Here is a 24,312-nt window from a genome sequence, read left to right on the forward strand (position 1 = left end):
TCTAGACATTTTCTTAACTTCACAACTTTGTGAAACCAGTGTAGCTTCCGAAGCATGGAAAACGCCATCGCGATCTCCGGCCTCCACAAGTCGTTCGGCCGGACGAAGGCCCTCGACGGCCTCGATCTGCAGGTACCTACTGGGGAAGTACACGGGTTCCTCGGCCCGAACGGCGCCGGGAAGTCCACCACCGTCCGGGTCCTGCTCGGGCTGCTCCACGCCGACTCCGGGGACGTCCGCCTGCTCGGCGGCGACCCCTGGAAGGACGCCGCGAGCCTGCACCGCCGCCTGGCCTACGTGCCCGGCGACGTCAACCTCTGGCCCAACCTCTCCGGCGGCGAGGTGATCGACCTGCTCGGCCGCCTGCGCGGCGGGCTCGACGAGAAGCGCCGCGCCGACCTCATCGAGCGGTTCGACCTCGACCCGAAGAAGAAGGGGCGGACGTACTCGAAGGGCAACCGGCAGAAGGTCGCCATCGTCGCGGCGCTCGCGTCGCGGGTCGACCTGCTGATCCTCGACGAGCCGACGTCCGGCCTCGACCCGCTGATGGAGGCGACGTTCCAGTACGCCATCCAGGAGGAGCGCGAGCAGGGCCGGACCGTGCTCCTCTCCAGCCACATCCTCGCCGAGGTCGAGGCGCTGTGCGACAAGGTCAGCATCATCCGCAACGGCAAGACCGTCGAGTCCGGCACCCTCGCCGAGCTGCGGCACCTGACCCGGACGTCGATCACCGCCGAGCTGGCCGGGCCACCGAACGGGCTGACGAAGCTGGCGAACATCCACGACCTCAAGGTCGAGGGCAACCGCGTCCGCTTCGACGTCGAGACGCGGTCGCTGGACGACGCCCTGCGCCAGCTCACCGAGGTCGGCGTCCGGAGCCTGGTCAGCCAGCCGCCGACGCTGGAAGAGCTGTTCCTGCGGCACTACACGACCGAGGCGAGCGCGAAATGACCGCGACCCTCTCCCGCGCCGAAGCCGAGGTCGCGCCCGCGCACGAACTCGCGGGCACCTGGCACCTCACCCGGCTCGCGCTGCGCCGCGACCGCGTGGTCCTGCCGATCTGGATCGTGTTGCTGAGCATCGTCCCGGCGAGCACGGTCAACACGTTCACGCAGTTCTACCCGACCGTCGCCGACCGGCTGGCCCTGCAGGCCGGCGCGAACACCAACCCGTCGTACGCGCTGCTCTACGGGCCGCCGTTCGACCTGACCACCGCGGGCGGGTTCATCGCCTGGCGCATGTGCGGGTTCCTGGCGCTGCTCACCGGGCTGATGGTGGTCTTCACGGTCACCCGGCACACCCGCGCGGAGGAGGACACGGGCCGCGCGGAGCTGCTCGCGTCCGCGGTCGTCGGCCGGTACGCGGCGCTGACGTCGGCGCTGCTGGTGGCCGGCGGGGCGAGTGTCCTCATCGGACTCGTCCAGGCGGTCAGCATGATCGGCGCCGGCCTGCCCGCCGCGGGTTCGGTCGCCTTCGGCGCGTCGGAAGCCTTGACAGGGCTGGGGTTCACCGCTGTCGCGGCGGTCGCCGTCCAGCTCGCCGAGTACTCTCGCACGGCCAACGGGATCGGCACCGCCGTCGTCGGCGCGGCGTTCCTGCTGCGCGGCGCCGGGGACTCCACTGTGGACGCTCGCTGGCTGTCGTGGCTGTCGCCGATCGGGTGGGTGCAGCAGGTCCGGCCGTTCGCCGGGGAACGCTGGTGGGTGCTCCTGCTGCCGGTGGCGTTCACCCTGGTCGTCGGCGCGGCCGGGTACTGGCTGCTCCCCCGCCGCGACGTCGGCGTCGGCATCCTGCCGCCGCGGCCGGGCCCCGCGCGGGCGGCGGCGAGCCTGCGGTCGCCGTTGGCGCTGGCCTGGCGGCTGCACCGCGGCCCGCTGCTCGGCTGGACGATCGGCACGGCCGTGGTCGGCGCGGTCTTCGGCTCGATCGCCAGCGGCATCGGCGACCTGGTCGGCTCGAGCCCGCAGGCGCAGCAGATCTTCGAACGGCTCGGCGGCAGCCACGCGCTGACGCAGGCGTTCCTGGCCGCGATGGCCGGGATGTTCGCCATGGTCGCGTCGCTGTACGGCGTCCAGGCCGTGCTGCGGATGCGCGGCGAGGAGACGGCGATCCGGCTCGAGCCGGTGCTGGCCACGAGCGTCGGCAAGCTGCGCTGGGCGGGCGGGCACCTGGTGTTCGCGTTCTTCGGGACGGCGTTGCTGCTGCTCGTCGGCGGGCTGTTCATGGGGCTGGCCAACGGGTTGCGCACCGGCGACGTCGGCGGCTCGGTCGGTGACGCGCTCGCCGGGATGCTCGTCCAGCTGCCGGCGGCCTGGGTGATCGTCGCGCTCGCGGTGACGATTTTCGGGCTGGTACCGGGATTCTCGGCCGCCGCGTGGGCGGTCGGCGCGCTGGCGCTGCTGCTGAGCCTGTTCGGCCCGGTCGTCAACCTGCCCCAGGCGGTGCTGGACGTGTCGCCGTTCCAGCACCCGCCGAAGATCCCGGGCCAGGAGCTGGTCGCGACACCGCTGGTCTGGCTGCTGGCGATCGCGATCGTCGCGCTGGTGGCCGGCCTGGTGGGCTGGCGCCGCCGCGACGTCGGCTAGCGCGGTTTCAGCTCGTGGCCGGGACCGGCCACGAGCTGGGCCTGCGGCCCACCCTGCCCGCAAGCGGGGCCACCGGGGTGCAGGAAGCCGGGCGTGACGGTGACCGTGTGCGGGCGGCCGTCGTCGAACCGGACGGTGACCTTGACCGGCTCGGCGGGCAGGCCCGGGATGTCGGCGAAGCCCTGGAGGCCGCCGGTCGGGGCCATCGCGGCTCCGCAGGCGGCGTCCGGGCCGGTCCCGGTGCAGGACGTCGGCCCGGCGGCCGTCTCCGGTCGCAGGTCGACCGGGCGGGTGACGCACCGGTCGCCCCAGCAGGCGTCGAGCGTCGCGCGGGTGACCCCGGCGGGGTCCGGGACGCTGAGACCGATGCCGACCCGGGTGCCGATGTCCGGGCAGGCCACCCCGCCGCTGCCCGCCTGGCCGCAGCCGGCGACGAGCAGCACCGCGATCCACGGAATCCTTCGCATGCGGTCTGGACGGAGTTTCCGGGCACGCGGGTTGCACGGGTCAGTCACGCCACCCGCTGGTCAGCGGAAGCGCGGGCGAGGTTTCCGTGGCGGAAGTGGCCGTGGTCGACGGCGTCACGGTCACTTCGACGACGCTCGTGGTGGTGGTCGGCGGCGAAGTCTCCACCGAGGTGACGGTGGAGGGCGGCACGGACGCGGTCACGGTGACGGGCACGGCCGACACGGTGGTGGGCGGCGGGGTGGTGAGGTCGACCGGCCTGGGAGCGGCCCGGCCGGCGATGAGCAACGCGGCGACCAGCAGTCCGGCGGAGAATCCCGCCAGCCCGGTGACCGCGGCGGAGCCCCAGGTAGGTCGGCCGTTCATCCGGGCACCCCCTCGCCACGCGCAGCGCAGGTACGAGGAATAACTCGCGTTGATCTTAGCTGGTGTTACCGAACGTGCACCTTGAGTCGACTTGACTCAACTTGTTGCTACGTTGGATTCATGGGGGCACTGGCGAACCGCGACTTCCGCCGGCTGTGGCTCGCCGACCTGGTGAGCCAGCTCGGGAGCCGGGTCGACGTGCTGGCGGTGCCGCTGCTCGCCGTCACCGCGCTCGGCGCGTCGGTCTTCGAGGTCTCGCTCCTGCGGACGGCGGAGAGCCTGCCGTACCTGGTGCTCGGCCTGCAGGTCGGCGCGTGGTGCGACCGGATGCGCCACCGCCCGGTGCTGATCGCCGCCGACGTCGGCCGCGCGGTGCTGATCGCGTCCATCCCGGTCGCCGCGCTGTTCGGCGTGCTCGGGCTGGCGCACCTGCTGGTCGTCGTGCTCGGCGTCGGGCTGCTGGGCGTGTTCTTCGACATCGCGCACCAGACCTACGTCCCGCGGCTGGTGACGCGCGAGCAGCTGCCGGACGCGAACTCCCGGCTCCAGACGAACCTGTCGATGGCCGCGGTCGCGGGTCCCGGCCTGGCCGGGCTGGTCGTCCAGGCGCTCGGCAACGCGGCGGCCTTGGCCGTCGACGCCGTCAGCTACCTGTGGTCCGCCCTGTGGCTGCGCCGGATCGAAACGCCCGACGTGCGGCCCGATCGCCGGCCACGGCGGCTGCTCCGCGAGATCGGCGACGGCCTCCGCGTCGTCCGCGGCGACCGGATCCTGCTGGCCATCAGCCTGCACGGCGCCGTGTCGAGCTTCTTCCAGTCGGTGCACCTGGCCATCGTCGTCGTGTTCCTCGCCCGCGACGTCGGCCTGTCGGCGTGGGCGATCGGGCTGCTCGGCACGGCGACGCTGACCGGCGCCCTCACCGCCGGGCTCACCGCGCGGCGGATCGGCGCGCGGATCGGCGGCGCGCGGGCGCTCTGGGGCGCGGCGGTGCTGTACGGCCTGGCTTACCAGTTCTACCCGTTCACCGGCCCCGGCTGGGCGCTCGCCTGCTACGTCGTCGCCGGGTTCTTCGCCAGCTTCGGTGTCATCGTGCTGAACGTCTTCGGCATGAGCTTCCAGCAGGCCGTGGCGCCACCCGAGCTGCTGGGCCGGGTCAACTCGATCACGCACACGCTGATCTTCGGCGCCATCCCGCTCGGCAGCCTGCTCGGCGGCGCGCTGGCGAGCGCGTTCGGGATGCGGGTGACGCTGCACATCGCGGCGGCCGGGGTGCTCGCGTCGGCGGCGATCCTGCTCTGGTCACCACTGCGGAATCTGCGTGACCTGAACGGGGTCTCAGCCGGGCACCCCTAGCGTCGAAGCATGGACGAAACCGCGCGGGCCCACGGCCTTTGCGAAGCCGCCCACTCCGCGTGGAAAGCCGGTTATCCCGCGCGGGCCCGGCGGCTGCTCGAAGTCATGGCCGCGGAGGTGCGCGAGCCCGTCGCCCGGCCGTTCACCGGGCGGCTGCGCGGGCTCATCGAGCTCTACAGCGGGAACCTGGCCGCCGCGCAGGAGCACCTGACCGCCGTCGCCGGGCAGACCGATCCCAGCCACGCCGCCCGGCTGCTGTTCCTCGCCATCGACGCCGCCCACCACCGCGACCGCTGGGAGGACGTCGTCACGCTGGCCCGGCGGATCACCACGCTTCCGTGCGAACCCGGCTTCCACGTCCTGGCCGAGCTGCTCGTCGGCGGCGGTGAGACGCCGGACCCGTGGCAGATCGTCGACGCCGTGCCGGACACGCTCACCGAGCGGCACGCGCACCGCTGGCTCGTCACGATGGCGATCAGCCGCCGCGGCCCGCACCGGCAGGCGACCCGCGAGTTCGGGCTCGTCGCCGCGGAACGCTTGCGCGCCAACGGAATTCTCGCGTTGTACGCGGTCCTGCTGGTCTGGCTGGCCGAGCTCGAACTGGACCTGGGCCGCTGGGCCGACGCCCAGGCGCACGCGGAAGAAGCGCTGCGGACCGCGGCCGAGCAGCGCGTGACCGTGGCCGACGCCCACGCCGTCCTGGCGCGTCTCGCCGCCTTGCGTGGTGACGCCTCGACGTGTCGCCGGTACGCGGAGCTGGTGCTGCGCGACGCACCGGCGCAGGACAACGCGCTCGCGGCGGCCCACGCCCGGTGGGCCTTGGGCGCGCTGCACCTTTCGCGCGGCGAACTCGCCGAAGCGGCGGAACGGCTTGCGGCGCTCGGGCACCGCGACGTCGTCGCCGCGTCCGCGCTCGACCGCGCCGAAGCGGCGTCGGAGTGGGTCGACGGGCCCGACCTGCCATTCGAACAGGCGCGAGGCCGGCTTCGGCTGGGCCAGCGGCTGCGGCGGGAACGGCGGATCACCGAAGCGAAGGTCGAGCTGCGGGCGGCGTTGGAGACGTTCGAAAGCCTCGGCGCGGCCGAGTGGGCCGCCACCGCCGGCCGCGAACTGCGGGCGGCCGGGTCGTCCGCGCCGGGGACCGGGCAGCTGACGGCGCAGGAGCGTCAGGTCGCGGAGCTCGCCGCGGCCGGGCTGTCCAACCGCGAGATCGGCGCGCGGCTGTTCCTCAGCCCGCGGACCGTGGGGTACCACCTGTACAAGGTGTTCCCGAAGCTCGGCGTCGCCAGCCGGGCGCAGCTACGCGACGTCGCTCTCCCCGGCTGACGCCCGCAGCCCGTCGACGACGATCCGAACGAGGTGCCGGCTGCCCGGCGAGTACCGCTCGACGGCGAGGCAGCCGACGATGAGCGCGCGCAGGTCGTCGCCGTCGATGTCGCGCCGGACGGTCCCGGCGTCCTGCGCCCGCTTCAGCAGGGCGCCGAGCGCGGAGCGGAAGTCGTCGCCCGCGCCGGCCTTGAAAGCGTGGCCGCCGGACTCGGCGAGGGCGTCGCAGATGGCCCGGTTGAGCGACGCCTGCTTGATGACCCGGACGAAGTAGTCGAGGAAGACCTCACCGGGGTCGTCGGCGGCGGCGAGCCCGCGGGCCTCCTCGGCGAACTGCTCGATCCGCTCGAGGACGACGGCCTGAAAGAGCGCCTCCTTGCTGGGGAAGTGCCGGTAGACGGTGCCGGCGCCGACGCCGGCCAGCCGCGCGATGTCGTCGAGCGGCACGGCGAGCCCGTCGGCGGCGAACGCCTCTTCGGCGGCAGCCAGGACCTTGGCCCGGTTGCGCCGCGCGTCCGCGCGCATCTTCTCCATGTTCGTCTCCTCGTTGACAACCGGAACGCATGCTCCGTATCGTCGTAAGCGGGTGCACCGTTCCGATTCAACGCCCAGTCTTCCAGGAGAATTCCGATGTCCGAGATCCGCGCTGTCTTCGACCGCTTCCTCGCCGCCTCGGTCGAGAACCGCTGGGACGACCTCGCCGACTGCTACGCCGAGGACGTCACCCTCGAAATGCCGTTCACCCTGCCCGGAGCACCGCGGGTGACCCACGGCCGCGAGGAGCTGCGCCGCCGGTTCCGCCGCGTCGGCGAGGCGCGCCGGATCACGAAGGCCGCCAATGTCGTCGTCCACGAGACGGCCGACCCCGCGGTGCTCGTCGCGGAGTTCGACCTCCACCAGGAAATGGGCGGCGAAAGCTTCGTCGCCACGTACGTGATGGTCATGACGATCAAGGACGGCCTGATCACGCACACCCGCGACTACACCGACACCGCCGCGGCGGCGGAACGAATCAAGGCGTTGTCGCCTGCTGACTCGCCGGCGGGATGAACAGCCGCTCGAACGTGCTCACCGACCAGTCCCACACGCCGGGCACCAGCAGCACGCCGAGCACCAGGAACACCGGGAAGACCAGCCGCTTCTCGACCTTCTTGCCCGTCTTGAACCGGAGCGCCTTCGGCGGTCCCAGCTCGTACCAGGTCTCGCCCGCGATCGGGATCGGGAAGAGGAACGGGCAGCCGGACTCGGTCAGCGCGTCGCCCAGGCAGTGGGTCAGGCAGCCCGCGGCCACCGCGATCCCCAGCCAGCCGGTGATCGACTCGAGCTCGCCGGCCCGGTCGGGCGGCGCCGTGAAGAACCACCAGGCCACCGCGGAACCGCTCACCGGCAGCAGCCAGTCGCCCAGCGCGCCTTCCGCCAGCATCAAGCCGAAGATCACCACGCCGACGACCGCCCAGGGACCGCCGGCCTCGGTACCCCACGACGTCAGCGCGCCCACGCCGGCCGCGAACAGGACCGTGTGGGACAGGTGGCGGTGCTGGCCCGTCACCTTCTCGTCGCGAGGCCCCTTCGTCAGCGCGTAGAACGCCGCCGACACGCGGCGAAGCAGCCACGACAACGCGCCCGTCAGCCAGCCGAGCAGCCGGGACGCGCTCGCTCCGGGGTGGTCGAGGTCGGGCAGCAGGGCGAACCCCGCCGTGGTGGCCGCGAAGACCACCGCCTGGTGCACCGACCCGGCCCCGACCGCGGGCGCCAGGGCCAAGCCCGCGCACCAGCCGGTCAGGGCGTGCGTCCGCCCCATCATCGTGCCGTCCCCCAGGTCCGCGAACGAAAATCAGCTCGCGGAACCGTAGCGGGCGGTCAGGCTTGGGGGTCCTCCGACACGCTCAGGTGTTCGGCCACGCCGGTGAGCTCGATCACGCGGCTCACGGCGGGACTCGGGACGACCTCGAGCTCGACTTCCTGCTCGCCGGCCTGGCGTTGTGCGCGGAGCACCACGTTCAGCGCGGAGGAATCGAAGAAGGTCACCCCGGTCAGATCGGCCACGACCCGCTGCGCGCGCTTGTCCGCGATCAGCCCGGCCAGGGCCTCCTGCAGCTGCGGGCTGGTGAGCAGATCGAGCTCGCCGGTGACCACCACCCGGGGCTCCGTCGCGTCGGTGTCCAGCGTGATGCCGAACCCGGGCGGGGTGGCGTTCTGGTCGGCTGCGGGCATGCAGTTTCTCCTCGTCAGGCGCTGCTCCTGCGCCGGGTACGCGCCTGCTGTCTCAAGCGGCAACCGTGTCACCGTGCCTTCCTGAAGCTCGCGCCGGCACGGTCAAAGGCAACTCCGAGGCCAACCCTAACCCAGGAAGCGACCGAGCCCGCCACGGCCGCCGCCCTTTCGCGTGGACTGTTCACTTGCGATCGGATCCTGCCTGGTCAGTGCGCGCCGACGGCCTTGCGAGCCGCCCTGCGCTGGCGCAGGAACAGCTGCCGCCGTTCGATCTCGCCGAGGCCGCCCCAGATGCCGTACGGCTCCTGCACGGTCATCGCGTGTTGCCGGCACTGGGCCAGCACCGGGCAGGTCTGGCAGATCGCCTTGGCCCGGGACTCGCGACGCTCGCGCGCCGAACCCCGCTCGTTGTCCGTGTGGAAGAACAGGCTGCTGTCCGCGCCCCGGCACGAACCGCGCAGCTGCCACTCCCACTCTTCAGCAACCACGTTGGGCAGCCGGCTGACGTCAGCCATGTCGTCCCTGCCTTTCCCCGGAAGAGCATGTCGACCGCTACATGCCCGCCGGTGGAGCGGATCAAACGCGGGTTTGGTTTGCTCACCCCACGGGCATCTCGCGACCGGGCGTGAAGAGGACACCGCCGACCCCTGGAGCGCGAGCCGGAGAAAGGAACAAAAGTGGAGGACAACGCCCCGCTCGTCCCGGAAGGCGCGCAGGTCATCGAGGTGCGGACGGCCGCGATCCCGCACGTCGTGCCGACGCTGCGCACGATCGTGGCGGACATCGCCATGCGCCAGGACTTCGACCTCGACGCCGTCGAGGACCTCCGGATGGCGGTGGACGAGGCCTGCTCACTGCTGCTCCCCGCCGCCTCGGACGGCCGCCTCACCTGCGTCTTCTCGTGGAGCGGGCCGCGCATCGAGGTCTCGGTTTCGGTGCTTTCGGACACACCCGACCACGAAGACGACTCCGGTCTGTCGTGGCAGCTGCTGACCGCGCTCGCGACGTCGGCCGAGCGCACGGTGACCCCGGAGAACGGGCGCTACCTGTCCCGGGTCGACCTCGTCCGGGAGAGCCAGGCGGCGGACTCGTGACCGACCCCGCCGGGGGCAGCGGGGACGACGTCGCCGCGCTGTTCACCCAACTCGCCGGGCTGCCGGCGGACTCCCCGGAGCGGGAGCGCATCCGCGACACGCTGGTGCGCACGCACCTGGAGCTCGCGCGCAACCTCGCCCGGAAGTTCCGCAACCGCGACGAGGCGATGGAGGACCTGGTCCAGATCGCCACGGTCGGGCTGATCCACGCCGTCGACCGGTTCGACCCCGAGCAGGGGACGGACTTCCTGGCGTTCGCCGTCCCCACGATCTCCGGGGAGCTGCGCCACCACTTCCGCGACAACAGCTGGTCGGTGCGGGTGCCGCGGCGGCTCAAGGAGCTGAACGCGAACATCTCCGCCGCGCGCGAGGAGCTCACGGTGCAGCTTTCGCGCGCGCCGAAGCCCAGTGAGATCGCGTCGCGGCTCGGCGTGCCGATCGAGGACGTCTACGAGGGCCTTCGCGCCGGTCAGGGCCGGTACGGCGCTTCGCTGGACCACCTGCTGGAGAACGCCGCGCACACGCGGTTCGGGGCGCCGGACGCCGAACTCGGCCAGGCCGAGCTGCGCGAGGCCCTGCGGCCGATGCTGGAGAGCCTGCCCGAGCGGGAGCGCAAGATCGTCGCGCTGCGGTTCGGGTCCGGGATGAGCCAGTCGGACATCGCGCGCCGCGTCGGGGTCTCCCAGATGCAGGTGTCGCGGTTGCTGGCCGCGACCTTGAAGAAGCTGCGTTCGGGCCTGGACGAATCCGAGCTCGCCGACGGCACCTGATTAGCCGCCGACCCGCTTGGGTACCAAGCGGACGGTACCGGAACTCACTGGGAGGGGGACCGATGACGACCTCGGAGCTTCCGCAGCGCACGGCTGTTCCGGCCGCGCCGCTGACGGTGCCCCTCCCGGACGACGTGACGGCCCCGGCCCGGGCGCGGCACGAGGTGCGCTCGGCCATGCTCGCGGCCGGCCTGGACGAGGCGCAGCTGGACGACGTCCTGCTGGCCACGTCCGAACTGGTCACCAACGCCTTCGAGCACGGTGAGTGCCCGCGGTCCCTGGAGTTCGGCTACGCCGACGGGCGGCTGACGCTGCGGGTGTACGACGCCGGGCAGCTGCTGCCGGAGCTGCGGGCGCCGTCGCCGGCCGAGGCGCGCAGCCGCGGGCTCGTCCTGGTCCAGGCGCTCTCGGAGGACTGGGGCTTCGAGCGCTGCCCCGGCGGCAAGCTCGTCTGGGCCGTCTTCCGCGTCCCCGGCGCCTGATCAGGGTTCCAGCAGCTCCCGCGCGGCGGCGGTCTCCGCGATCCGCTGCCGGAACGGCTTCCGCTCGAGCGCCTCGACGATCGCCGCCAGCACCCCGCGCAACGGGTAGGGCAGCTCGGCTTCCAGCGCCTCCGACGCCTCGGTCGTCGCCGTCCACTCCGCCTCGATCAACGGCAGCAGGCCGCGCGTCTTCTCGGTGAGCGACACGATGCGCCGGCGGGCGTCCACGCCCGGTTCGAGGCTGACGAGCCCGGCGCGGTTCATCTGCGCGACGGTCTGGCTGGCCGCCGAGTGCGTCACGCCGATCTCCCCGGCCAGGTCGCGGATGGCCAGCGGGCCGCGCGCGAGCAGCGCCCGCACCACCGGCGAGTACCGCGGGCGGTAGTCGGCGAGGCCGATGTCGGCGAGGAACCCCGCGACGTCGGTCTCGAAGATCTCGAGGACGTGCCGCATCCGGGTCCCCAGCCCGTCCGGACCCGATGTCATGGCCATGACGGCCGATCATAGGCGGGGCCGTGTGCTTGGATCGCGGCATGGAGAACCGGAAGATCGCCCGGCTGGGCCGTGAGGTGTCCGTCGTCGGGCTCGGCTGCTGGCAGCTCGGGGCGGACTGGGGCGAAGTCGACGAAAAGGACGCACTGGCGGTGCTGCACGCGGCAGCCGACGCCGGCGTCACCTTCTTCGACACCGCGGACGTCTACGGCGACGGGCGCAGCGAACGGCTGGTGGGCCGGTTCGCGGCCGCGCGGGAGGTCTTCGTGGCGACCAAGATGGGCCGGCGGGTCGAGCAGGTGCCGGAGAACTACGTCGCCGCGAACTTCCGCGAGTGGAACGACCGGTCGCGCCGCAACCTCGGGGTGGACACGCTCGACCTGGTCCAGCTGCACTGCCCGCCGACGCCGGTGTACTCGTCCGACGCGGTGTACGACGCGCTCGACGCGATGGTCGACGAAGGCCGGATCAAGGCGTACGGCGTGAGCGTCGAGACGTGTGATGAGGCGTTGACGGCGCTGGCGCGGCCGAACGTCGCTTCGGTGCAGATCATCCTGAACTGCCTGCGCCTGAAGCCCTTGGAGCGCGTGTTGCCCGCGGCGGCCGAGGCGGGCGCGGGGATCATCGCGCGGGTGCCGCTGGCGTCGGGTCTGCTGTCCGGGCGCTACACGGCTTCGACGACGTTCGCCGCGGACGACCACCGCAACTTCAACCGCCACGGAGAGGCGTTCGACGTCGGCGAGACGTTCTCGGGCGTGCCGTACGAGGTCGGGCTGGAAGCGGTCGAGCGGCTGCGCGGGCTGGTGCCCGCCGACCAGACGCTGGCGCAGTTCGCGCTGCGCTGGATCATCGACCAGCCGGGCGTGAGCACGGTGATCCCGGGCGCTCGCAACGCTTCCCAGGCCACGGCGAACACTGCGGCCGCCGCGTTGCCGCCGTTGTCCGCGGAGGCGCTGGCGGGGGTCCGCGAGACGTACGACGAGCTGGTGCGTCCGCTCGTGCACGATCGCTGGTAGTCCCGGCATGATGGGCCGATGATGACGCCCGAAGAGCTCCTGACGACCACCAGGACCGTCCGCAAGCGGCTCGACTTCGACCGGCCCGTGCCGCTCGACCTGGTGAAACACTGCGTCCAGGTGGCGCTGCAGGCGCCGAGCGGCTCGAACACCCAGCGCTGGCAGTGGCTGGTGGTCACGGACGCGGACCAGCGGGCGGCGCTCGGGAGCATCTACGGCCGGGCGTGCCGCGAGTACCTGGCTTCGGACCGCGCGGCCGGCAAGCTGTTCGCGGACGACCCTTCGCGGGCCGCGGTGCAGCAGCGGGTCGGCAGCAGCGTCGAGTACCTGGCCGACCGGATGGGTGACGTGCCGGTGCTGGTGGTGCCGTGCCTGGAGACGCCGTCGGCGGAGCTCCCGGCGGGCAACCAGGCGGGGCTGTGGGCCTCGCTGCTGCCGGCGGTGTGGAGCTACATGCTGGCGGCGAGGTCGGTGACGCTGGGCACGGCGTGGACGACGCTGCACCTGGCGTACGAGCAGGAGGCGGCGGAGGTCTTGGAGCTGCCGAAGAACGTCCACCAGGCGGCGCTGATCCCGACGGCGTTCTACACGGGCGAGACGTTCAAGCCCGCGGCGCGGCAGCCGCTCGAGGAAGTGCTGCACCTCGACCGGTGGTGAACCGCCGTGAAGGCCTCCTTGCCGGGGCGTTGGGGACGTCGGCAAGGAGGCCGCCACGGCCTTTCGGCCGCCTGGTGGCTCAGCGCACGGTCAGGGTGAGCCGCTGGATGCCCCAGGCGTCGGCCTGCGAGCCGGGCAGCCAGACGTCGACGATGTCGCCGGAGATCCAGCTGCCGATGTCCGCCGCGTAGCACTCGCCGTAGCCCGGCACGGAAAACCGGGTGCCCCACGGGATGATCCGGGCGTCGACGGCGCAGAAGCCCGGCCCGGCGTTGTACCCCAGCGCGGTCTGGGCGACGTCGTTGTAGGACGTGACGCGGTAGTTCAGCGTGGTGCCGGCGGGGATGCGGTAGGCCGCGAGCCGGCCGGCGCCGTCGAGGCGGTACGCCGTCGAGATCTGGCCGAGCGAGCCGGGCGAGTTGTCCTCCGCCGTCATCGCGTAGAGCTGGTAGTTCGCGTTCTGGCACGGGCTCGCGTCGGTGACGGTGAGCGTCGGCTGGCCCCAGTCGCTGATCCACTGCAGGGCCTGGCCGTTGCGGAACGCGCGGTAGGCCTTCGCGCCGGAGACGCGGGCGAAGGTGAAGGTGATCTTGCCGTCCGCGCCGAGGCCGCCGCTGACCGAGCCCGGCGCGGGCAGGCGGTCGGTGACGTCGACGGCGCCGACGAGCGTGCCGGGCCCGTGGCCGCCGGTGACCGGGCGATCGGGGATGGTGCCTTGGTAGAAGTGCTGACAGGCGGGCAAAGTGGCCGCGGACGCGGCGGGAGCGACGAGCACGCTGCCGGCGGCGAAGGCCGCCAGCACGAGGACCCTGGCGAAGCGCATGACGAGGAGACCTCCATGGTGGGGACCGGGGTGGAGGTGACGCAGGTGGGGAGGTGCGGGTTCGCCGCGCAACCGACGTTAAGTGGCCTGGACCACCCAGTCAATAGGTCTAGACCTTTAAGTTTCCCGGTACCCCGATCGGCTCAGCCGAGGTAACCCACCAGGCGGTCGGCGATCTGCGCGGGGTGACTCAGGGGCGCGCAGTGCGGGCCGTCGACCTCGTCCGGCGTCAGGCCGAGGCGTTCCTCGGCCACCCGGCGCTGGAAGTCCGGCGTGAAGAACCGGTCGTCCCGGCACAGCAGGACCCGCGTCGGGACGTCCGGGTGCGCCGGCAACGGCCACGGCTCGTCCCACTCCTTGCTCACCTGGTCGCGCCCGTGCGCCTGGCACTCCTCGGCCAATGCCGCCGGGACGCCGTTGAAGAACTGCTCGGTCTCGCTCACCCCCTCGGGAGCGGAAAAGCCCGTGGCGGACCACCACTGCCCCGGCGGCTCCCCCGGCGCCGGGATCATCCCGGCCAGGTAGACCAGCAGCCGCGCCCGCACCTTCGCCGCGACCAGCGACGCCGTGAACCCGCCGTACGAATGCCCGACGACGGCGACGTCCGAAGCGTCCCCCAACGCCGCCAAGACCGTGTCGACAAAGGCGGACAGCCCCGCCGCAGGGTCCGTGATCGGCAGGTCCGGCGCGACGAAGCCGTGGCCGCGCGCCTGGAGTTCCGGGCCGAGCAGGTGGAAGTCCCACCCGCTGCCGCCGCCCCCGTGGATCAGCGCGAACGTCGTCATGCCGGCCAGCTCAGCAGCGGCGCAGCATGTCCGTCAAGGCGGTTTTCTCGCCTTCGGTGATCGTCAGGCCGTAGTAGTGCTTCACGACGATCCAGTCGGTCGCGTAGGTGCACCAGAACGCCACGAGCGGCGGCTTCCACTGGTCCGGCGCCTTGTCGCTCTTCTGCTGGTTGAGGTTGTCGGTGACGGCGAACAGCTGCGGCCGGGTCAGGTCGTTGGCGAACTGCTCGCGCTTTTCGGTCGTCCACGTCTTCGCGCCGCTGGCCCACGCCTGCCCGAGCGGGACCATGTGGTCGATGTCGAGGTCGGTCGCCTTGGTCCACGTCTCGTCGTCGTAGACGCTGGTCCACGTCCCGGACGTCGCCCTGCAGTCCTTGTCGGTCTTGACGTCCTTGCCGGCCCGCTTGAGGACGACTTCGCGGGTGTCACAGCCTGACCCCTGGCTGTCCCAGTGCGGGAACTTCTCACGCGAGTAGCCGTCCATGGACGTCCGCGCGGCGATGGTCAGCTCGCCGAGCTGCTTCTGCGCGTCGGCCGCGCCGACCGGAACCGGTGCCGAGGGCGACGACGGCGGCGGCGGGGTCGCGCCGGAGCTTCTCGTCGCCCAGTACCCGAAGAAGGCGACCGCGATGATCGCGACTACCAGCAGAGATCGCTGGGTCACGCTGAGCCGAAAGCCGCGGGCCGCCACGATTTTCTCCTCTCGAATTCACCTGGGCGCGGCGTAGTCTCACCCCTGCCGGCCTGGGAAAACCGCGCCGACACGACGACCTGGCGCGAATGTGACCTCGCCCACCCACGGCAGGGGTGTCACACCGAGCCGATCATCTGCGACTACCGGAGCAGGACCCATCCGGAGGGAGCAGCCGATGCCCGGCCGGCTCAAGAAGTTCGACGAGTTCTTCCAGCGCAAAGCCGCGGAAGGCGGCAACGTCATCGCCATGGCCAGGATGGGCTCGGCCATGCGCGAGCAGGGGAACCTCGCCGAGGCCGAGTCATGGTTCCGCAAGGCGGCGATGGGCGGCGACCGCGTCTCCATGACGTCGCTGGCGCACCTGCTCGCCGAACGCGGCGCGCAGGAAGAGGCCGAGCGCTGGTACCACGAAGCCGCCCTGGCCGGCGAGCCGCACGGGATGCTGAACCTCGCCCGCTCCTACGAGCGGCGCGGCAAGCGCGAAGACGCCCAGCACTGGTACGGCGAGGCCGCCCGCACCGGCGACCTGCCCTCGATCGCCGCGCTCGGGCACATGCTGCGTGAGCAGGGGCGGACCGAGGAGGCCGAGACCTGGCTGCGGCAGGCCGCCGACGCCGGGTTCACGAGCGCGATGATCGACCTCGGCGTCGTGCTGCGCGACCGCGGCCAGGCCGCCGAAGCCTCCCGCTGGTGGCGCTCGGCCGTGCAGGCCGGCGACCTCGCCGCCACCTGCCAGCTGGGCCGGCAGGCCGAACGGCTCGGCCGGCCCGGCGACGCCGAGTCGTGGTACCGCCAAGGCGCGGTCGGCGGGCACGTCGAGGCGATCGTCCGGCTGGGGCTGCTGCTGCACCGCCGCGGCGACCTCGAAGAAGCCGAGAACTGGTACCTCGACGCGGCCGAGCGCGGCGACCCGGCCGCGATGACCAACCTCGGCGTGCTGGCCCGCAACCGCGGCGACGAGGGCGAGGCCGCGGCCTGGTACCGCAAGGCCGCCGAGCACGGCAGCGTCCCGGCGCTCACCAACCTCGGGCACCTCGCCGAGCACCGGGACGACCTCGGCGAGGCCGAGCGGTGGTTCCGCCGGGCCGCCGACACCGGCGACGTCCAGGGCATGCTCAGCCTGGCCCGGATGCTGCGGTCGCGCGGGGCCGCCCATGAGGCGGAGCAGTGGCTCGCCCGGGCGGAGCACGTCCAGGACGACCGGGAGCACCACTTCTGACCGTTCGATCTATTGTGTGATCCATTTCACAGTTCTAGCCTGGACCGGGGACGAGCCACCGCACTGGAGGTCGCGGAATGAGGCCACGGGTCCTGGTCGCCGGCATCGGCAACATCTTCCTGAGCGACGACGGTTTCGGCGTCGAGGTCATCAAGGAGCTGGCGGCGGCCGACCTGCCGCCGTGGGTGCAGATCGCCGACTACGGCATCGCCGTCCCCTACCTCGCCTACGACCTGACGGGCGGCTACGACACGACGATCCTGCTCGACGCGACCCCGCACGGCCGTCCGCCCGGCACGCTCTCGCTGATCGAGGCGGACACCGACGACCTGGCCGCCTCGGCGTCGATCGATCCGCACGGCCTGCGGCCGGACGCGGTGTTCCGGCTGCTCCGCCTGCTCGGGGGCGACGCCGGGCGCGTCCTGGTCGTCGGCTGCGAACCGGCCTGCCTCGACGGCGGGATCGGGCTGTCACCGGAGGTCGAAGCCGCCGTCCCGGCCGCGGTCCGCGCCGTCACCGAGCTCGCCTGGGGGGTCACCCCGGAGCTGCCGCTGAAGGAGACGACCGAAGTCTGACCGGGTGGCCGTCCTCGGTCAGGTGCCGTCACCCGGACAGTGTCCGGATGTGGACGATCGGGGGAAATCTGTCACTTCTGTCGGTGCCGCGAGGCACAATCGTGCGGCAACCGGCCGAATGGCGGACTCCGGAGGGGCCAGTGCAGGGGCGGGACGTTGCGGTCGGCGGCACGACCGAGATGTGGGAGCGGCTGTTCGGCGCGCGCGAAACCTGGGGCTGGGAGTACACCCCGCCCGCGCCGGTCGCCGTGAGCCCGGAGTCGGCGACCCCACCGGTCGCCGAGCAGGTGTACGCGCCGCACGACTACCAGCTGCGGGAGAAGCGCAGCAAGCGCGCCTGGCTGGGGCTGCTCGGCTGGCTCGCGCTGACCTTCGTCCTCGTCGTGATGGTCGGCGGCATGATGGAGACCGTCTCGAAGCAGGTCCCGCTGGCGGCCGAGATCACCACCAGCGTCGTGCTCGGCGTCGGCGTCCTCCTCGCGATCGTGCACTTCTTCCGGACGCGGCGGCGGTTCACCGTGCTGAAGCGCGGCTACGAGTCGCACTACAACCGCGCGCTCGAGTCGTACACGCAAGCCCACTTCGCCTGGCAGCAGCGGGTCGCCGAGCACGACCGCCGGGAACGCGAGCGCTTCGGCTCCGCGATGCTCTGGCAGCCGGTGAAACTGGGCACCCGGCCGAACCGCGTCGACGTCTTCGGCGGGACCGAGGACGGCTGGGCGAGCCTGCTCGCCACCAGCGGCGCCGCCCAGCTGGCCGGCGGCGCGTCGATCATGCTGCTGGACCTGACCGACATGGCCGTCGCCGACGACCTGGCGATCGCCGCGGCCGGCAAGGGGTACGAGGTCGCCGTGCACGAGCTGCCGCGCGACCTCGGCGCGTTCGGCCTGCTCGCCGACCTCGACCCGCACGAGCTGGCCGAGGTCGTCGCCGAGGCGATGCACAACCTGAACCGCACGGCGATGGGCGCCGACCTGCGCGGCCTGCACGCCGACCTGCTCGCCACCGTGGCGGAGCGGCTGACCGGGCCGGTCACGTTCACCAAGCTCGTCGCCGGGCTGCAGGTGCTGCGCCGGGTGTACGACGCGGGCTCGGACGAAACGCTGTCGGCCGACGAGCTGCGCAAGCTCAACTCCTATGTGGACACCGTCGGCAACACCGAGCAGGTGCGCAACGAGCTCATCGCGCTCGAAGGCGAGATCCGCGGCCTGGCGCGGACCGAACAAGCCGCCGACGGCACGCCCACCGGGTTCCGCGCGAGCTGGCCTTCGCGCGGCCTGTCCGTCGTCGCGACCCGGACCAAGATCGGGCGGCACAAGCGGTTCCTCGACCACGTCGTCTTCCACCGCGCGCTGCAGGAGCTGCACTCCCGCGAGACGACGGGCCGCGAGGTGCTGATCGTCGCCGGCGCCGACCAGATCGGGCTCGAAGCCCTCGAGTCCATGGCCCAGCAGGCCCGGCGCGCCGGGGTCCGGCTCGTCTTCCTGCTCCGGCACCTGCGCGACGACCTGCAGAAGCTGCTCGGCGGATCCGGCAGCGTCAGCCTGCTGATGCAGCTGGGCAACGCGAACGAGGCGGCGAACGCGGCGGAGTTCATCGGGCGCGGCTTCAAGTTCGTCCTGTCGCAGCTGACCGCGGAGATGGGCAAGACGTTCACCGAAGGCAACTCGTCCAGCACCGGCGGCTCGACGGGATCGTCCAGCAGCCGCGGCTACAGCTTCGGCGGCAGCAGCAGCTTCAACAGCGGCAGTGGCGGCAGCGGCGGGTCGTGGTCGTCCGGCTCGAACTGGAGCCGGAACGTCAGCTCGTCGACCTCGCGCGAGAGCAACTGGCAGGACACCGTCAACCAGTCCGAAGCCATCTCGCGCAGCGAAGGCGAGACGCGCGCCCGCGTGTACGAGTTCCAGGTCGAGCCGACGGCGTTGCAGTCGCTCGCGCCGACGGCGTTCGTGCTGGTCGAGGCGGGTCCGAGCGGGCGGCGGGTGGTCATGGGCGACTGCAACCCCGGCATCGTCCTGCTCGACCGGGTCGCGCTGCCCCGCTGATGTCCCCGCTCGAGGGCTTCGGCTTCCACCGCCTGCTGTCGGTGCCCCGCGGCGACGACCTCGCCACGGACGCCGACCGGCCCGACGAGACCGGCGGCCGGGCCCCGGCCCAGCTGTTCGCCGCGCTCACCGCGGCCCACGCCGACCTGCGGTTCCGCGGCCCGGACGCGGCGTTCGCGGTCGCCTGGGACCGCACGGGCGGGGCGCGGGCCCTGCGCGTGCTGGTCGGCGGGCGCCCGCACTCGCCGGTCGCGCGGCCGGGCGAGGGACCAGTGCTCTACCCGCCGGGCAGCATCGGCAGGCCCGTCGCCGGGCCCGAGGTCGCGGGCCGGTGGGCCGCGCTGCCCGCGTGGACGCGGTGCACGGGCGACCACGATCCACTGTGGACACCCCAGGCCGGCTCGGACGCGCCGGGCCGCGGCGGCTTCGACGACTACGTCGCCCACCTGCCCGGCGAGTTCGTCTGGCTGGTCGTCGCCGAACCGCTGGGCACCGACGCCGTCGAACGCGAGCTCGTCGTCCTCGAGACGACGATCCCGCGGCTGCGGCAGCGGGAGAACTCCGAACCGGACCGGATCGCGCTGCTGCGGGCCGAAGGCCGGTACCGGGAGCTGTCGCGGGCGAAGTCGGCGGGCCTGTGGACGGTGCACGTCCTGGTCGGCGGCCCGGACGAGCCGAGCACGCGCGCGGCGGCCGCGTTGCTGTGCAGCGCCAGCGACCTCGACGCGCTGCCGTACGTGCTGACCCCGGGCACCGACTGCGTCCCGCTGGAATCGGCGTGGCAGAGCGAGGGCGCGTTCGCGGCGACCGGCGAGTTCGTCGCGGCGGTCGCGCGCCCGCCGCGGCGCGAGCTGCCGGGGATCCGGATGACCGAGCCACCGCTGTTCGACGTCACCCCGGAGTCCGACGGCGAGATCCCGCTCGGCACGGTCCTCGACGACGCGGACCAGCGGGTGGGCGAGTTCCGCGTCGCGCTCGACACGCTCAACCGGCACACGTTCGTCGCGGGCGCCACGGGTTCCGGCAAGTCGCAGACCGTCCGGCACCTGCTGGCGGGGCTGCACACCGCGGGCGTCCCGTGGCTGGTCATCGAGCCGGCGAAGGCCGAGTACGCGGCGATGGCGGGCCGGCTCGGCCCGTCCGGCCGGGTCACCGTGATCCGGCCGGGCGACCCCGACGCGTACCCGGCCGGCCTCAACCCCCTGGAGCCGGCGGCGGGCTTCCCGCTGCAGACGCACCTTGACCTGACGCGCGCGCTGTTCCTGGCGGCGTTCGACGCGGACGAGCCGTTCCCGCAGGTGCTCGCCCAGGCGCTGACCCGGTGCTACACGGAGCAGGGCTGGGACCCGGTGACCGGCGAGGTCCGCGGCCGCGTCGGGCGGGTGAAGTACCCGAGCCTCGGCGACCTGCAGACGACGGCGATCGAGGTGGTCAAGGGCATCGGCTACGGCAAGGAGGTCGCCGACAACGTCCGCGGCTTCGTCGACGTCCGCATCGGATCGTTGCGGCTGGGCACTCCGGGCCGCTTCTTCGAGGGCGGCCACCCGCTGGACGTCGCGGAGCTGCTGCGCGGCAACGTCGTGCTGGAGATCGAGGACATCGGCTCCGACATGGACAAGGCGTTCTTCATCGGCGCGGTGCTGATCCGGCTGTTCGAGCACCTGCGCGTCCACCACGTGGCCGGTTCGTCCGGGCTGAAGCACGTGCTGGTGCTGGAAGAGGCGCACCGGCTGCTGAAGCGGGCCGAGCCGGGGAGCCCGACCGAGCACGCGGTGGAGCTGTTCACGTCGTTGCTGGCCGAGATCCGCGCGTACGGCGAAGGGATCGTGGTGGCCGAGCAGATCCCGGGCAAGATCGTCCCGGACGTCATCAAGAACACGGCGTGCAAGATCCTCCACCGGCTGCCGGCCGCGGACGACCGCGAGGCGGTCGGGGCGACGATGAACCTGAGCGAGGCCCAGTCCCGCCACGTGGTGACGTTGCCGCCGGGCCGGGCGGCGGTGTTCACGGACGGGATGGACCGGCCGTTGCGTCTCGCGGTGCCGTTGGGCGCGTCGCTTGAGGACGCTTCTCTTGTTTCCCGGTCGCCTGCTTTGGCCTCCCGTCGAAGTGTCGCGTGTGGACAGTTGTGCGCGTCCCGGGCCTGCACTTTGCGCGAGCTGGGCGACGCGGTGTACCGCGCGGACGAGGACCCGGAACTGGTGCTGTGGCTGGAGTTGCTGACGGTCGCGCACATCGCCGGCCGCCCCGCGCCGACGCCGTCGGCTTCGTGGCTTGCCTCGCTGCACGCGGCTTACGACCCGCGGACACTGGAATGCGCGGTGGCGCACCGCATCCAGACCGCGGTGGACGCCCGGTACGCCGGAATCACCCGCCACAACCCGGCGGCGGAGTTCATCTCCCACTTGGTGGACAGCGCCCGGCGGACGTTGGCGGGTGCGCCGGGATGCGCGGGCCCGGAGGTCCGCTGGCAGGCGGGGAGTTACCGCTGGTACGACGTCCTCCTGGCGTTGAAGACCGGCGAACCGGACACCGGCCCGCATCCGTTGACGTCGTCGTGGGCGGACCGCGGCCTGGTCCTCGAAGGGGCAACGCGTGAAGAGCAGCTGGCGGCTTTGCGCCGACGTCCGGAGCACTGGTCCGACGACACGGCAACGGTCCTCGGCACGACCCGGCCGACGTTGGTCTTGAGGGCGGCGGCCCGGCTCAGCAACGCGAAGACGGAGGTCGCCCGCTTCCAGGCGGCGACGAGGTTCCTGGACATCGCGTTCCGCGCCGACCGCGTGCTGCGGTTGGAAGCCGAGGGGGCCGGTCGATGAACGAGACCAGCGACGGGGCGCCGGAAGCACCGGAGCCGCCGCCGGAACCCGCGGACACGGGATCGGACCAACCGGAAGGCCCGGCGGAGGACGATTCGCCGGACACGGGCGACGCCCCGGCTCCCGAGCCGGCGGAGAGCGACCCACCGGACGACGCACCGGATTCGGCACCGGACGAGACCGCCACACCCGACGCCGGGACCGAGAATGAGGACCCGCCGGACGACGCACCGGAGCCAGCGCCCGACGAGACCGACACACCCGACGACAACCCCCCGGAACCGGCACCGGACAACCCCGACGAGCCGGACTCCCCTCCTGACGATGAACCCGACCCGGGGATCGAAGATCGGGCCGACAACCCCGACCCGGCTGAGCCGGAGTCGTCCCCGGACGAGCCCGACTACGAAGACCCGCCGGACGACGCACCGGACCCGGCCTCCGAGAACCCGGACGAAATTCCGGACGACCCACCCGACGACGAGCCCGTCCCGGAAACCGAAGACCGCGCGGACAACCCCGACCCGGCCGCGGACGAGGCGAACGACCCACCGGACGACGAGCCGGACCCCGCGGACGACACCGGCGCCGACGACCCCGGCAACACCGAGCGGGAACGCGAGCTGAAGCCGGACGATCCGCGCTGGGACGGCTCATGGAACTCCGAGGCGCAAGCCGAGCAGCCGGAAACCACGGAATCCCCGCAGGAAACCGAACCGAGCCGCGAGGTCGCGGAACGTCCGGAACCGGAGCGCGACACCGAAGCGCAACCCCAAGACTCGGACAGCGATCCCCGCAACTACGAAGCCGTCTGGGACAGCGAGTCCGACCAGCTGGAGTTGCAGCGCAAGGACCAGGACGCGGCCCCACCCACCCCGCGCGAGCACCTGCCCGGCGACACCACCGGCGGCGCGTGGCAGGAGCGGTTTTCCCCGGAGGGCGACAGCGCAGCGACGTACGAGGAGGGCGAAGGCTGGACTGTCTCGGAACAACCCGAACCGGCCGCCGACGACACGCCCGACCAGACCCACGAGGAGACCGGCGAGGAGCGCAAGACCGAACGGGCCGACGACATCGAGCCCGAGGAAACGGCGGCCAAGAAGTCCGCCGAGGACGCCGGCGACCTGGGCGAAACCGTCTCGACCCTCATCGAGGGCGCGGAGGCCGCCTCCGAGAAGCACGACGAGACGCACACGGTCACCAGCCAGCAGCACGAGCGCATCGACCCGGTCACCCCGGAAGCACCCGCCGGCACGGCCGACCCGATCGGCTCACTCGTCGCCACCGGCGTCGCGCTCGCCGCGGCCATCAAGCAGAAGCTCTCCGAACGCGGAAGCGACACGCCGGACACCGGGGAGCCGACGTCCGGCGAGAACACCGAGAACGAGGCTGAATCCGAAGCCGACGACACCGCCGACGATCGCGAGGCCGAGAAAGAGGCCAAGCAGGACGTCCGCATCGACGTCGCGGAAGAAGCGGTGAAGCAGCTCGGGCCGGCCGGCGAAATCGTCGCTCCGCCGCTCGCGCAATTCGCCAAGGACGGCGGTTTCGAATACCTCCGCTACGCCAAGGACGCGAGGGATTACCGGCGCAAGGGCCGCACCGACTAGGAGGGGCCGCCGGCCCATTCCGTCAGGGCCGGCAGGTCCGGCGGCTGCCGCAACGCGTCGAGCACGACGTTCACCCCCGCGCGCAACGGCGTTCCCCTGCGCACCACCGCCGCGATCGTGCGCGTCACCGGTGTCGCCAGCTCGCGCGTCGTCACCCGGTACCGCCTGTCCACCGCCAGCAGCGGCAGCAGCGCGATCGACAACCCCGCCTCGACGTGCTGCAACGTCATCAGATAATTGCTGAACCGGCACACGACCCGCGGCTCGAAGCCGGACTCGCGGCACAACCGCAGCGTCAGGTCCGCCATGTACGACTGCGGCACGTCCAACGCCCACGCCGAGTCCGCGTACGCCGACAGATCCGCGGGGCCGCGAGCCCCTTCCGAAGAGGTCACCAGCACGATCGGGTCCGTCGCCAGCGGGACGATGTCGAGGTCGGGGCCCAGGGGCAGCTGGACGAAGTCCGTCGTCGTGATGATCACGTCCGCGTCGCCGCCGCGCAGGGCGGGGATGCTCGCGTGCGGCTCCAGCTCCAGCAGCTCGACCTCCAGGTGCGGGTACGCGCCGGCCAGCCGCGTCACCGCCGGGACCGCCATCGTGTGGATCGCGCTCTGGAACGCGCCGAGCCGGACCAGGCCGACCGGCTCGTCGCCGAGACTGCGCAGCTCCGCCTCCACCGTGTCCATGTGGTCGAGGATCGCCCGCGCGCGCCGCGCCAGCATCAGCCCCGCCGGGGTCAGCCGGACGCGGCGGCCGGTGCGTTCCAGCAGCTGGGTGCGGGTTTCCGCTTCGAGCACGGCGAGCTGCTGCGACACGCTCGACGCGCTCAGGTTCGCGTCCTGTGCCACCGCGCGGACCGTCCCCAGCGTGTCGAGCCGGCTCAGCAGCCGCAGGCGCCACGGGTTCAGCATCGGCCCATCCT

General features: G+C 72.3%; 26 protein-coding genes. 15 read left to right on the plus strand and 11 right to left on the minus strand.

Translation table 11 applies throughout. From position 1 onward, the window contains the following. The first annotated feature begins 54 nt into the window (after positions 1-54). A complete protein-coding gene (locus ABFJ78_RS00805) occupies positions 55-951 on the plus strand; it encodes an ATP-binding cassette domain-containing protein (protein WP_436383572.1) in 897 nt (298 codons plus the stop codon). Continuing rightward, positions 948-2,585, plus strand: coding sequence for an ABC transporter permease (locus ABFJ78_RS00810; protein WP_436383574.1), 1,638 nt, complete (start codon positions 948-950; stop codon positions 2,583-2,585). The genes ABFJ78_RS00805 and ABFJ78_RS00810 overlap by 4 nt, the downstream gene beginning before the upstream one ends. On the opposite strand, the gene ABFJ78_RS00815 is transcribed toward ABFJ78_RS00810, so the two are convergent. Then, positions 2,582-3,052: a hypothetical protein gene (locus tag ABFJ78_RS00815; RefSeq protein ID WP_436383575.1), complete on the minus strand. Its 471-nt coding sequence runs from the start codon at positions 3,050-3,052 to the stop codon at positions 2,582-2,584. The genes ABFJ78_RS00810 and ABFJ78_RS00815 overlap by 4 nt on opposite strands. A 40-nt stretch (positions 3,053-3,092) precedes the next feature. Next, the gene (locus tag ABFJ78_RS00820; RefSeq protein WP_436383576.1) at positions 3,093-3,416 is read right to left on the minus strand and encodes a hypothetical protein; all 324 of its coding nucleotides are present in this window, start codon (positions 3,414-3,416) and stop codon (positions 3,093-3,095) included. Positions 3,417-3,536: 120 nt separating this feature from the next. Between ABFJ78_RS00820 and ABFJ78_RS00825 the strand changes: the two genes are divergently transcribed. Both ABFJ78_RS00825 and ABFJ78_RS00830 read left to right on the plus strand, forming a co-directional pair. Beyond that, entirely contained in the window at positions 3,537-4,769 is a 1,233-nt protein-coding gene (locus ABFJ78_RS00825) for an MFS transporter (protein WP_436383577.1), read from the plus strand. A gap of 9 nt (positions 4,770-4,778) precedes the next feature. Further along, positions 4,779-6,095 (plus strand): LuxR C-terminal-related transcriptional regulator, encoded by a 1,317-nt coding sequence (locus tag ABFJ78_RS00830; RefSeq protein WP_436383580.1) that lies wholly within the window; start codon positions 4,779-4,781, stop codon positions 6,093-6,095. Here ABFJ78_RS00830 and ABFJ78_RS00835 read toward each other — a convergent pair. After that, on the minus strand, positions 6,069-6,629 hold the full coding sequence (locus ABFJ78_RS00835) for a TetR/AcrR family transcriptional regulator (RefSeq protein WP_436383581.1): 561 nt from the start codon (positions 6,627-6,629) through the stop codon (positions 6,069-6,071). The genes ABFJ78_RS00830 and ABFJ78_RS00835 overlap by 27 nt on opposite strands. 96 nt (positions 6,630-6,725) lie before the next feature. On the opposite strand from ABFJ78_RS00835, the gene ABFJ78_RS00840 reads away from it, so the two are divergent. Beyond that, positions 6,726-7,145 carry a nuclear transport factor 2 family protein gene (locus ABFJ78_RS00840; RefSeq protein ID WP_436383583.1) on the plus strand — a complete coding sequence of 140 codons (420 nt, stop codon included), beginning with the start codon at positions 6,726-6,728 and terminating at the stop codon, positions 7,143-7,145. Here ABFJ78_RS00840 and ABFJ78_RS00845 read toward each other — a convergent pair. The 3 genes from ABFJ78_RS00845 to ABFJ78_RS00855 all read right to left on the minus strand — a co-directional run bounded on the left by ABFJ78_RS00845 (position 7,108) and on the right by ABFJ78_RS00855 (position 8,824). Then, complete coding sequence (locus tag ABFJ78_RS00845) at positions 7,108-7,896, minus strand: metal-dependent hydrolase (protein ID WP_436385351.1); 789 nt, start codon at positions 7,894-7,896, stop codon at positions 7,108-7,110. The two genes, ABFJ78_RS00840 and ABFJ78_RS00845, sit on opposite strands and share 38 nt — an antisense overlap. Positions 7,897-7,955: 59 nt before the next feature. Continuing rightward, a complete protein-coding gene (locus ABFJ78_RS00850) occupies positions 7,956-8,309 on the minus strand; it encodes an STAS domain-containing protein (protein WP_086673555.1) in 354 nt (117 codons plus the stop codon). Positions 8,310-8,515: 206 nt separating this feature from the next. Beyond that, a complete protein-coding gene (locus ABFJ78_RS00855; protein WP_372667850.1) occupies positions 8,516-8,824 on the minus strand; it encodes a WhiB family transcriptional regulator in 309 nt (102 codons plus the stop codon). Positions 8,825-8,986: 162 nt separating this feature from the next. On the opposite strand from ABFJ78_RS00855, the gene ABFJ78_RS00860 reads away from it, so the two are divergent. From ABFJ78_RS00860 to ABFJ78_RS00870, 3 genes are all read left to right on the plus strand, one after another. Then, entirely contained in the window at positions 8,987-9,403 is a 417-nt protein-coding gene (locus ABFJ78_RS00860; protein ID WP_436383585.1) for an anti-sigma factor, read from the plus strand. Then, a complete protein-coding gene (locus ABFJ78_RS00865; RefSeq protein WP_372667849.1) occupies positions 9,400-10,173 on the plus strand; it encodes a SigB/SigF/SigG family RNA polymerase sigma factor in 774 nt (257 codons plus the stop codon). Before ABFJ78_RS00860 ends, ABFJ78_RS00865 begins: the two co-directional genes overlap by 4 nt. A 62-nt stretch (positions 10,174-10,235) precedes the next feature. Then, on the plus strand, positions 10,236-10,655 hold the full coding sequence (locus ABFJ78_RS00870) for an ATP-binding protein (RefSeq protein WP_436383588.1): 420 nt from the start codon (positions 10,236-10,238) through the stop codon (positions 10,653-10,655). Here ABFJ78_RS00870 and ABFJ78_RS00875 read toward each other — a convergent pair whose 3' ends face one another. Continuing rightward, positions 10,656-11,147 carry a MarR family winged helix-turn-helix transcriptional regulator gene (locus tag ABFJ78_RS00875; protein ID WP_436383590.1) on the minus strand — a complete coding sequence of 164 codons (492 nt, stop codon included), beginning with the start codon at positions 11,145-11,147 and terminating at the stop codon, positions 10,656-10,658. It lies immediately after the preceding gene. A 41-nt stretch (positions 11,148-11,188) separates the two neighbouring features. On the opposite strand from ABFJ78_RS00875, the gene ABFJ78_RS00880 reads away from it, so the two are divergent. Continuing rightward, on the plus strand, positions 11,189-12,163 hold the full coding sequence (locus tag ABFJ78_RS00880) for an aldo/keto reductase (protein WP_436383592.1): 975 nt from the start codon (positions 11,189-11,191) through the stop codon (positions 12,161-12,163). Positions 12,164-12,181: 18 nt separating this feature from the next. Beyond that, positions 12,182-12,820 carry a nitroreductase family protein gene (locus ABFJ78_RS00885; protein WP_436383594.1) on the plus strand — a complete coding sequence of 213 codons (639 nt, stop codon included), beginning with the start codon at positions 12,182-12,184 and terminating at the stop codon, positions 12,818-12,820. Positions 12,821-12,899: 79 nt separating this feature from the next. Here the strand turns inward: ABFJ78_RS00885 and ABFJ78_RS00890 are convergent, their stop codons facing one another. The 3 genes from ABFJ78_RS00890 to ABFJ78_RS00900 form a co-directional block, all read right to left on the minus strand. Continuing rightward, positions 12,900-13,643 (minus strand): 3D domain-containing protein, encoded by a 744-nt coding sequence (locus tag ABFJ78_RS00890; RefSeq protein ID WP_436383595.1) that lies wholly within the window; start codon positions 13,641-13,643, stop codon positions 12,900-12,902. A 143-nt stretch (positions 13,644-13,786) separates the two neighbouring features. Continuing rightward, positions 13,787-14,428 (minus strand): alpha/beta fold hydrolase, encoded by a 642-nt coding sequence (locus tag ABFJ78_RS00895; protein WP_436383596.1) that lies wholly within the window; start codon positions 14,426-14,428, stop codon positions 13,787-13,789. A 10-nt stretch (positions 14,429-14,438) separates the two neighbouring features. Next, positions 14,439-15,119 carry an HNH endonuclease family protein gene (locus ABFJ78_RS00900; RefSeq protein WP_436383597.1) on the minus strand — a complete coding sequence of 227 codons (681 nt, stop codon included), beginning with the start codon at positions 15,117-15,119 and terminating at the stop codon, positions 14,439-14,441. A 178-nt stretch (positions 15,120-15,297) separates the two neighbouring features. On the opposite strand from ABFJ78_RS00900, the gene ABFJ78_RS00905 reads away from it, so the two are divergent. The 5 genes from ABFJ78_RS00905 to ABFJ78_RS00925 all read left to right on the plus strand — a co-directional run bounded on the left by ABFJ78_RS00905 (position 15,298) and on the right by ABFJ78_RS00925 (position 23,390). Beyond that, positions 15,298-16,341, plus strand: coding sequence for a tetratricopeptide repeat protein (locus tag ABFJ78_RS00905; protein WP_436383598.1), 1,044 nt, complete (start codon positions 15,298-15,300; stop codon positions 16,339-16,341). 77 nt (positions 16,342-16,418) lie between these two features. Then, positions 16,419-16,916, plus strand: coding sequence for a hydrogenase maturation protease (locus tag ABFJ78_RS00910; protein ID WP_436383599.1), 498 nt, complete (start codon positions 16,419-16,421; stop codon positions 16,914-16,916). Positions 16,917-17,056: 140 nt separating this feature from the next. Further along, on the plus strand, positions 17,057-18,961 hold the full coding sequence (locus tag ABFJ78_RS00915) for a hypothetical protein (protein ID WP_436383600.1): 1,905 nt from the start codon (positions 17,057-17,059) through the stop codon (positions 18,959-18,961). After that, positions 18,961-21,780, plus strand: coding sequence for an ATP-binding protein (locus ABFJ78_RS00920; RefSeq protein WP_436383601.1), 2,820 nt, complete (start codon positions 18,961-18,963; stop codon positions 21,778-21,780). Before ABFJ78_RS00915 ends, ABFJ78_RS00920 begins: the two co-directional genes overlap by 1 nt. Next, complete coding sequence (locus ABFJ78_RS00925; protein WP_436383603.1) at positions 21,777-23,390, plus strand: hypothetical protein; 1,614 nt, start codon at positions 21,777-21,779, stop codon at positions 23,388-23,390. The genes ABFJ78_RS00920 and ABFJ78_RS00925 overlap by 4 nt, the downstream gene beginning before the upstream one ends. Here ABFJ78_RS00925 and ABFJ78_RS00930 read toward each other — a convergent pair. Then, positions 23,387-24,301 carry a LysR family transcriptional regulator gene (locus ABFJ78_RS00930; RefSeq protein WP_436383605.1) on the minus strand — a complete coding sequence of 305 codons (915 nt, stop codon included), beginning with the start codon at positions 24,299-24,301 and terminating at the stop codon, positions 23,387-23,389. The genes ABFJ78_RS00925 and ABFJ78_RS00930 overlap by 4 nt on opposite strands. Between the last annotated feature and the right edge of the window lie 11 nt (positions 24,302-24,312).

The organism is Amycolatopsis sp. MEPSY49, assembly GCF_051337345.1.
Taxonomy (GTDB): domain Bacteria; phylum Actinomycetota; class Actinomycetes; order Mycobacteriales; family Pseudonocardiaceae; genus Amycolatopsis.

Excerpts from the sequence above, each read along its gene's own strand:
- ABFJ78_RS00805 (WP_436383572.1), top strand. The coding sequence starts at position 55 with ATGGAAAACGCCATCGCGATCTCCGGCCTCCACAAGTCGTTCGGCCGG.
- ABFJ78_RS00810 (WP_436383574.1), top strand. The coding sequence starts at position 948 with ATGACCGCGACCCTCTCCCGCGCCGAAGCCGAGGTCGCGCCCGCGCAC.
- ABFJ78_RS00815 (WP_436383575.1), bottom strand. The coding sequence starts at position 3,052 with ATGCGAAGGATTCCGTGGATCGCGGTGCTGCTCGTCGCCGGCTGCGGC.
- ABFJ78_RS00820 (WP_436383576.1), bottom strand. The coding sequence starts at position 3,416 with ATGAACGGCCGACCTACCTGGGGCTCCGCCGCGGTCACCGGGCTGGCG.
- ABFJ78_RS00825 (WP_436383577.1), top strand. The coding sequence starts at position 3,537 with ATGGGGGCACTGGCGAACCGCGACTTCCGCCGGCTGTGGCTCGCCGAC.
- ABFJ78_RS00830 (WP_436383580.1), top strand. The coding sequence starts at position 4,779 with ATGGACGAAACCGCGCGGGCCCACGGCCTTTGCGAAGCCGCCCACTCC.
- ABFJ78_RS00835 (WP_436383581.1), bottom strand. The coding sequence starts at position 6,629 with ATGGAGAAGATGCGCGCGGACGCGCGGCGCAACCGGGCCAAGGTCCTG.
- ABFJ78_RS00840 (WP_436383583.1), top strand. The coding sequence starts at position 6,726 with ATGTCCGAGATCCGCGCTGTCTTCGACCGCTTCCTCGCCGCCTCGGTC.
- ABFJ78_RS00845 (WP_436385351.1), bottom strand. The coding sequence starts at position 7,896 with ATGGGGCGGACGCACGCCCTGACCGGCTGGTGCGCGGGCTTGGCCCTG.
- ABFJ78_RS00850 (WP_086673555.1), bottom strand. The coding sequence starts at position 8,309 with ATGCCCGCAGCCGACCAGAACGCCACCCCGCCCGGGTTCGGCATCACG.
- ABFJ78_RS00855 (WP_372667850.1), bottom strand. The coding sequence starts at position 8,824 with ATGGCTGACGTCAGCCGGCTGCCCAACGTGGTTGCTGAAGAGTGGGAG.
- ABFJ78_RS00870 (WP_436383588.1), top strand. The coding sequence starts at position 10,236 with ATGACGACCTCGGAGCTTCCGCAGCGCACGGCTGTTCCGGCCGCGCCG.
- ABFJ78_RS00875 (WP_436383590.1), bottom strand. The coding sequence starts at position 11,147 with ATGGCCATGACATCGGGTCCGGACGGGCTGGGGACCCGGATGCGGCAC.
- ABFJ78_RS00880 (WP_436383592.1), top strand. The coding sequence starts at position 11,189 with ATGGAGAACCGGAAGATCGCCCGGCTGGGCCGTGAGGTGTCCGTCGTC.
- ABFJ78_RS00885 (WP_436383594.1), top strand. The coding sequence starts at position 12,182 with ATGATGACGCCCGAAGAGCTCCTGACGACCACCAGGACCGTCCGCAAG.
- ABFJ78_RS00890 (WP_436383595.1), bottom strand. The coding sequence starts at position 13,643 with ATGCGCTTCGCCAGGGTCCTCGTGCTGGCGGCCTTCGCCGCCGGCAGC.
- ABFJ78_RS00895 (WP_436383596.1), bottom strand. The coding sequence starts at position 14,428 with ATGACGACGTTCGCGCTGATCCACGGGGGCGGCGGCAGCGGGTGGGAC.
- ABFJ78_RS00905 (WP_436383598.1), top strand. The coding sequence starts at position 15,298 with ATGCCCGGCCGGCTCAAGAAGTTCGACGAGTTCTTCCAGCGCAAAGCC.
- ABFJ78_RS00910 (WP_436383599.1), top strand. The coding sequence starts at position 16,419 with ATGAGGCCACGGGTCCTGGTCGCCGGCATCGGCAACATCTTCCTGAGC.
- ABFJ78_RS00920 (WP_436383601.1), top strand. The coding sequence starts at position 18,961 with ATGTCCCCGCTCGAGGGCTTCGGCTTCCACCGCCTGCTGTCGGTGCCC.
- ABFJ78_RS00925 (WP_436383603.1), top strand. The coding sequence starts at position 21,777 with ATGAACGAGACCAGCGACGGGGCGCCGGAAGCACCGGAGCCGCCGCCG.
- ABFJ78_RS00930 (WP_436383605.1), bottom strand. The coding sequence starts at position 24,301 with ATGCTGAACCCGTGGCGCCTGCGGCTGCTGAGCCGGCTCGACACGCTG.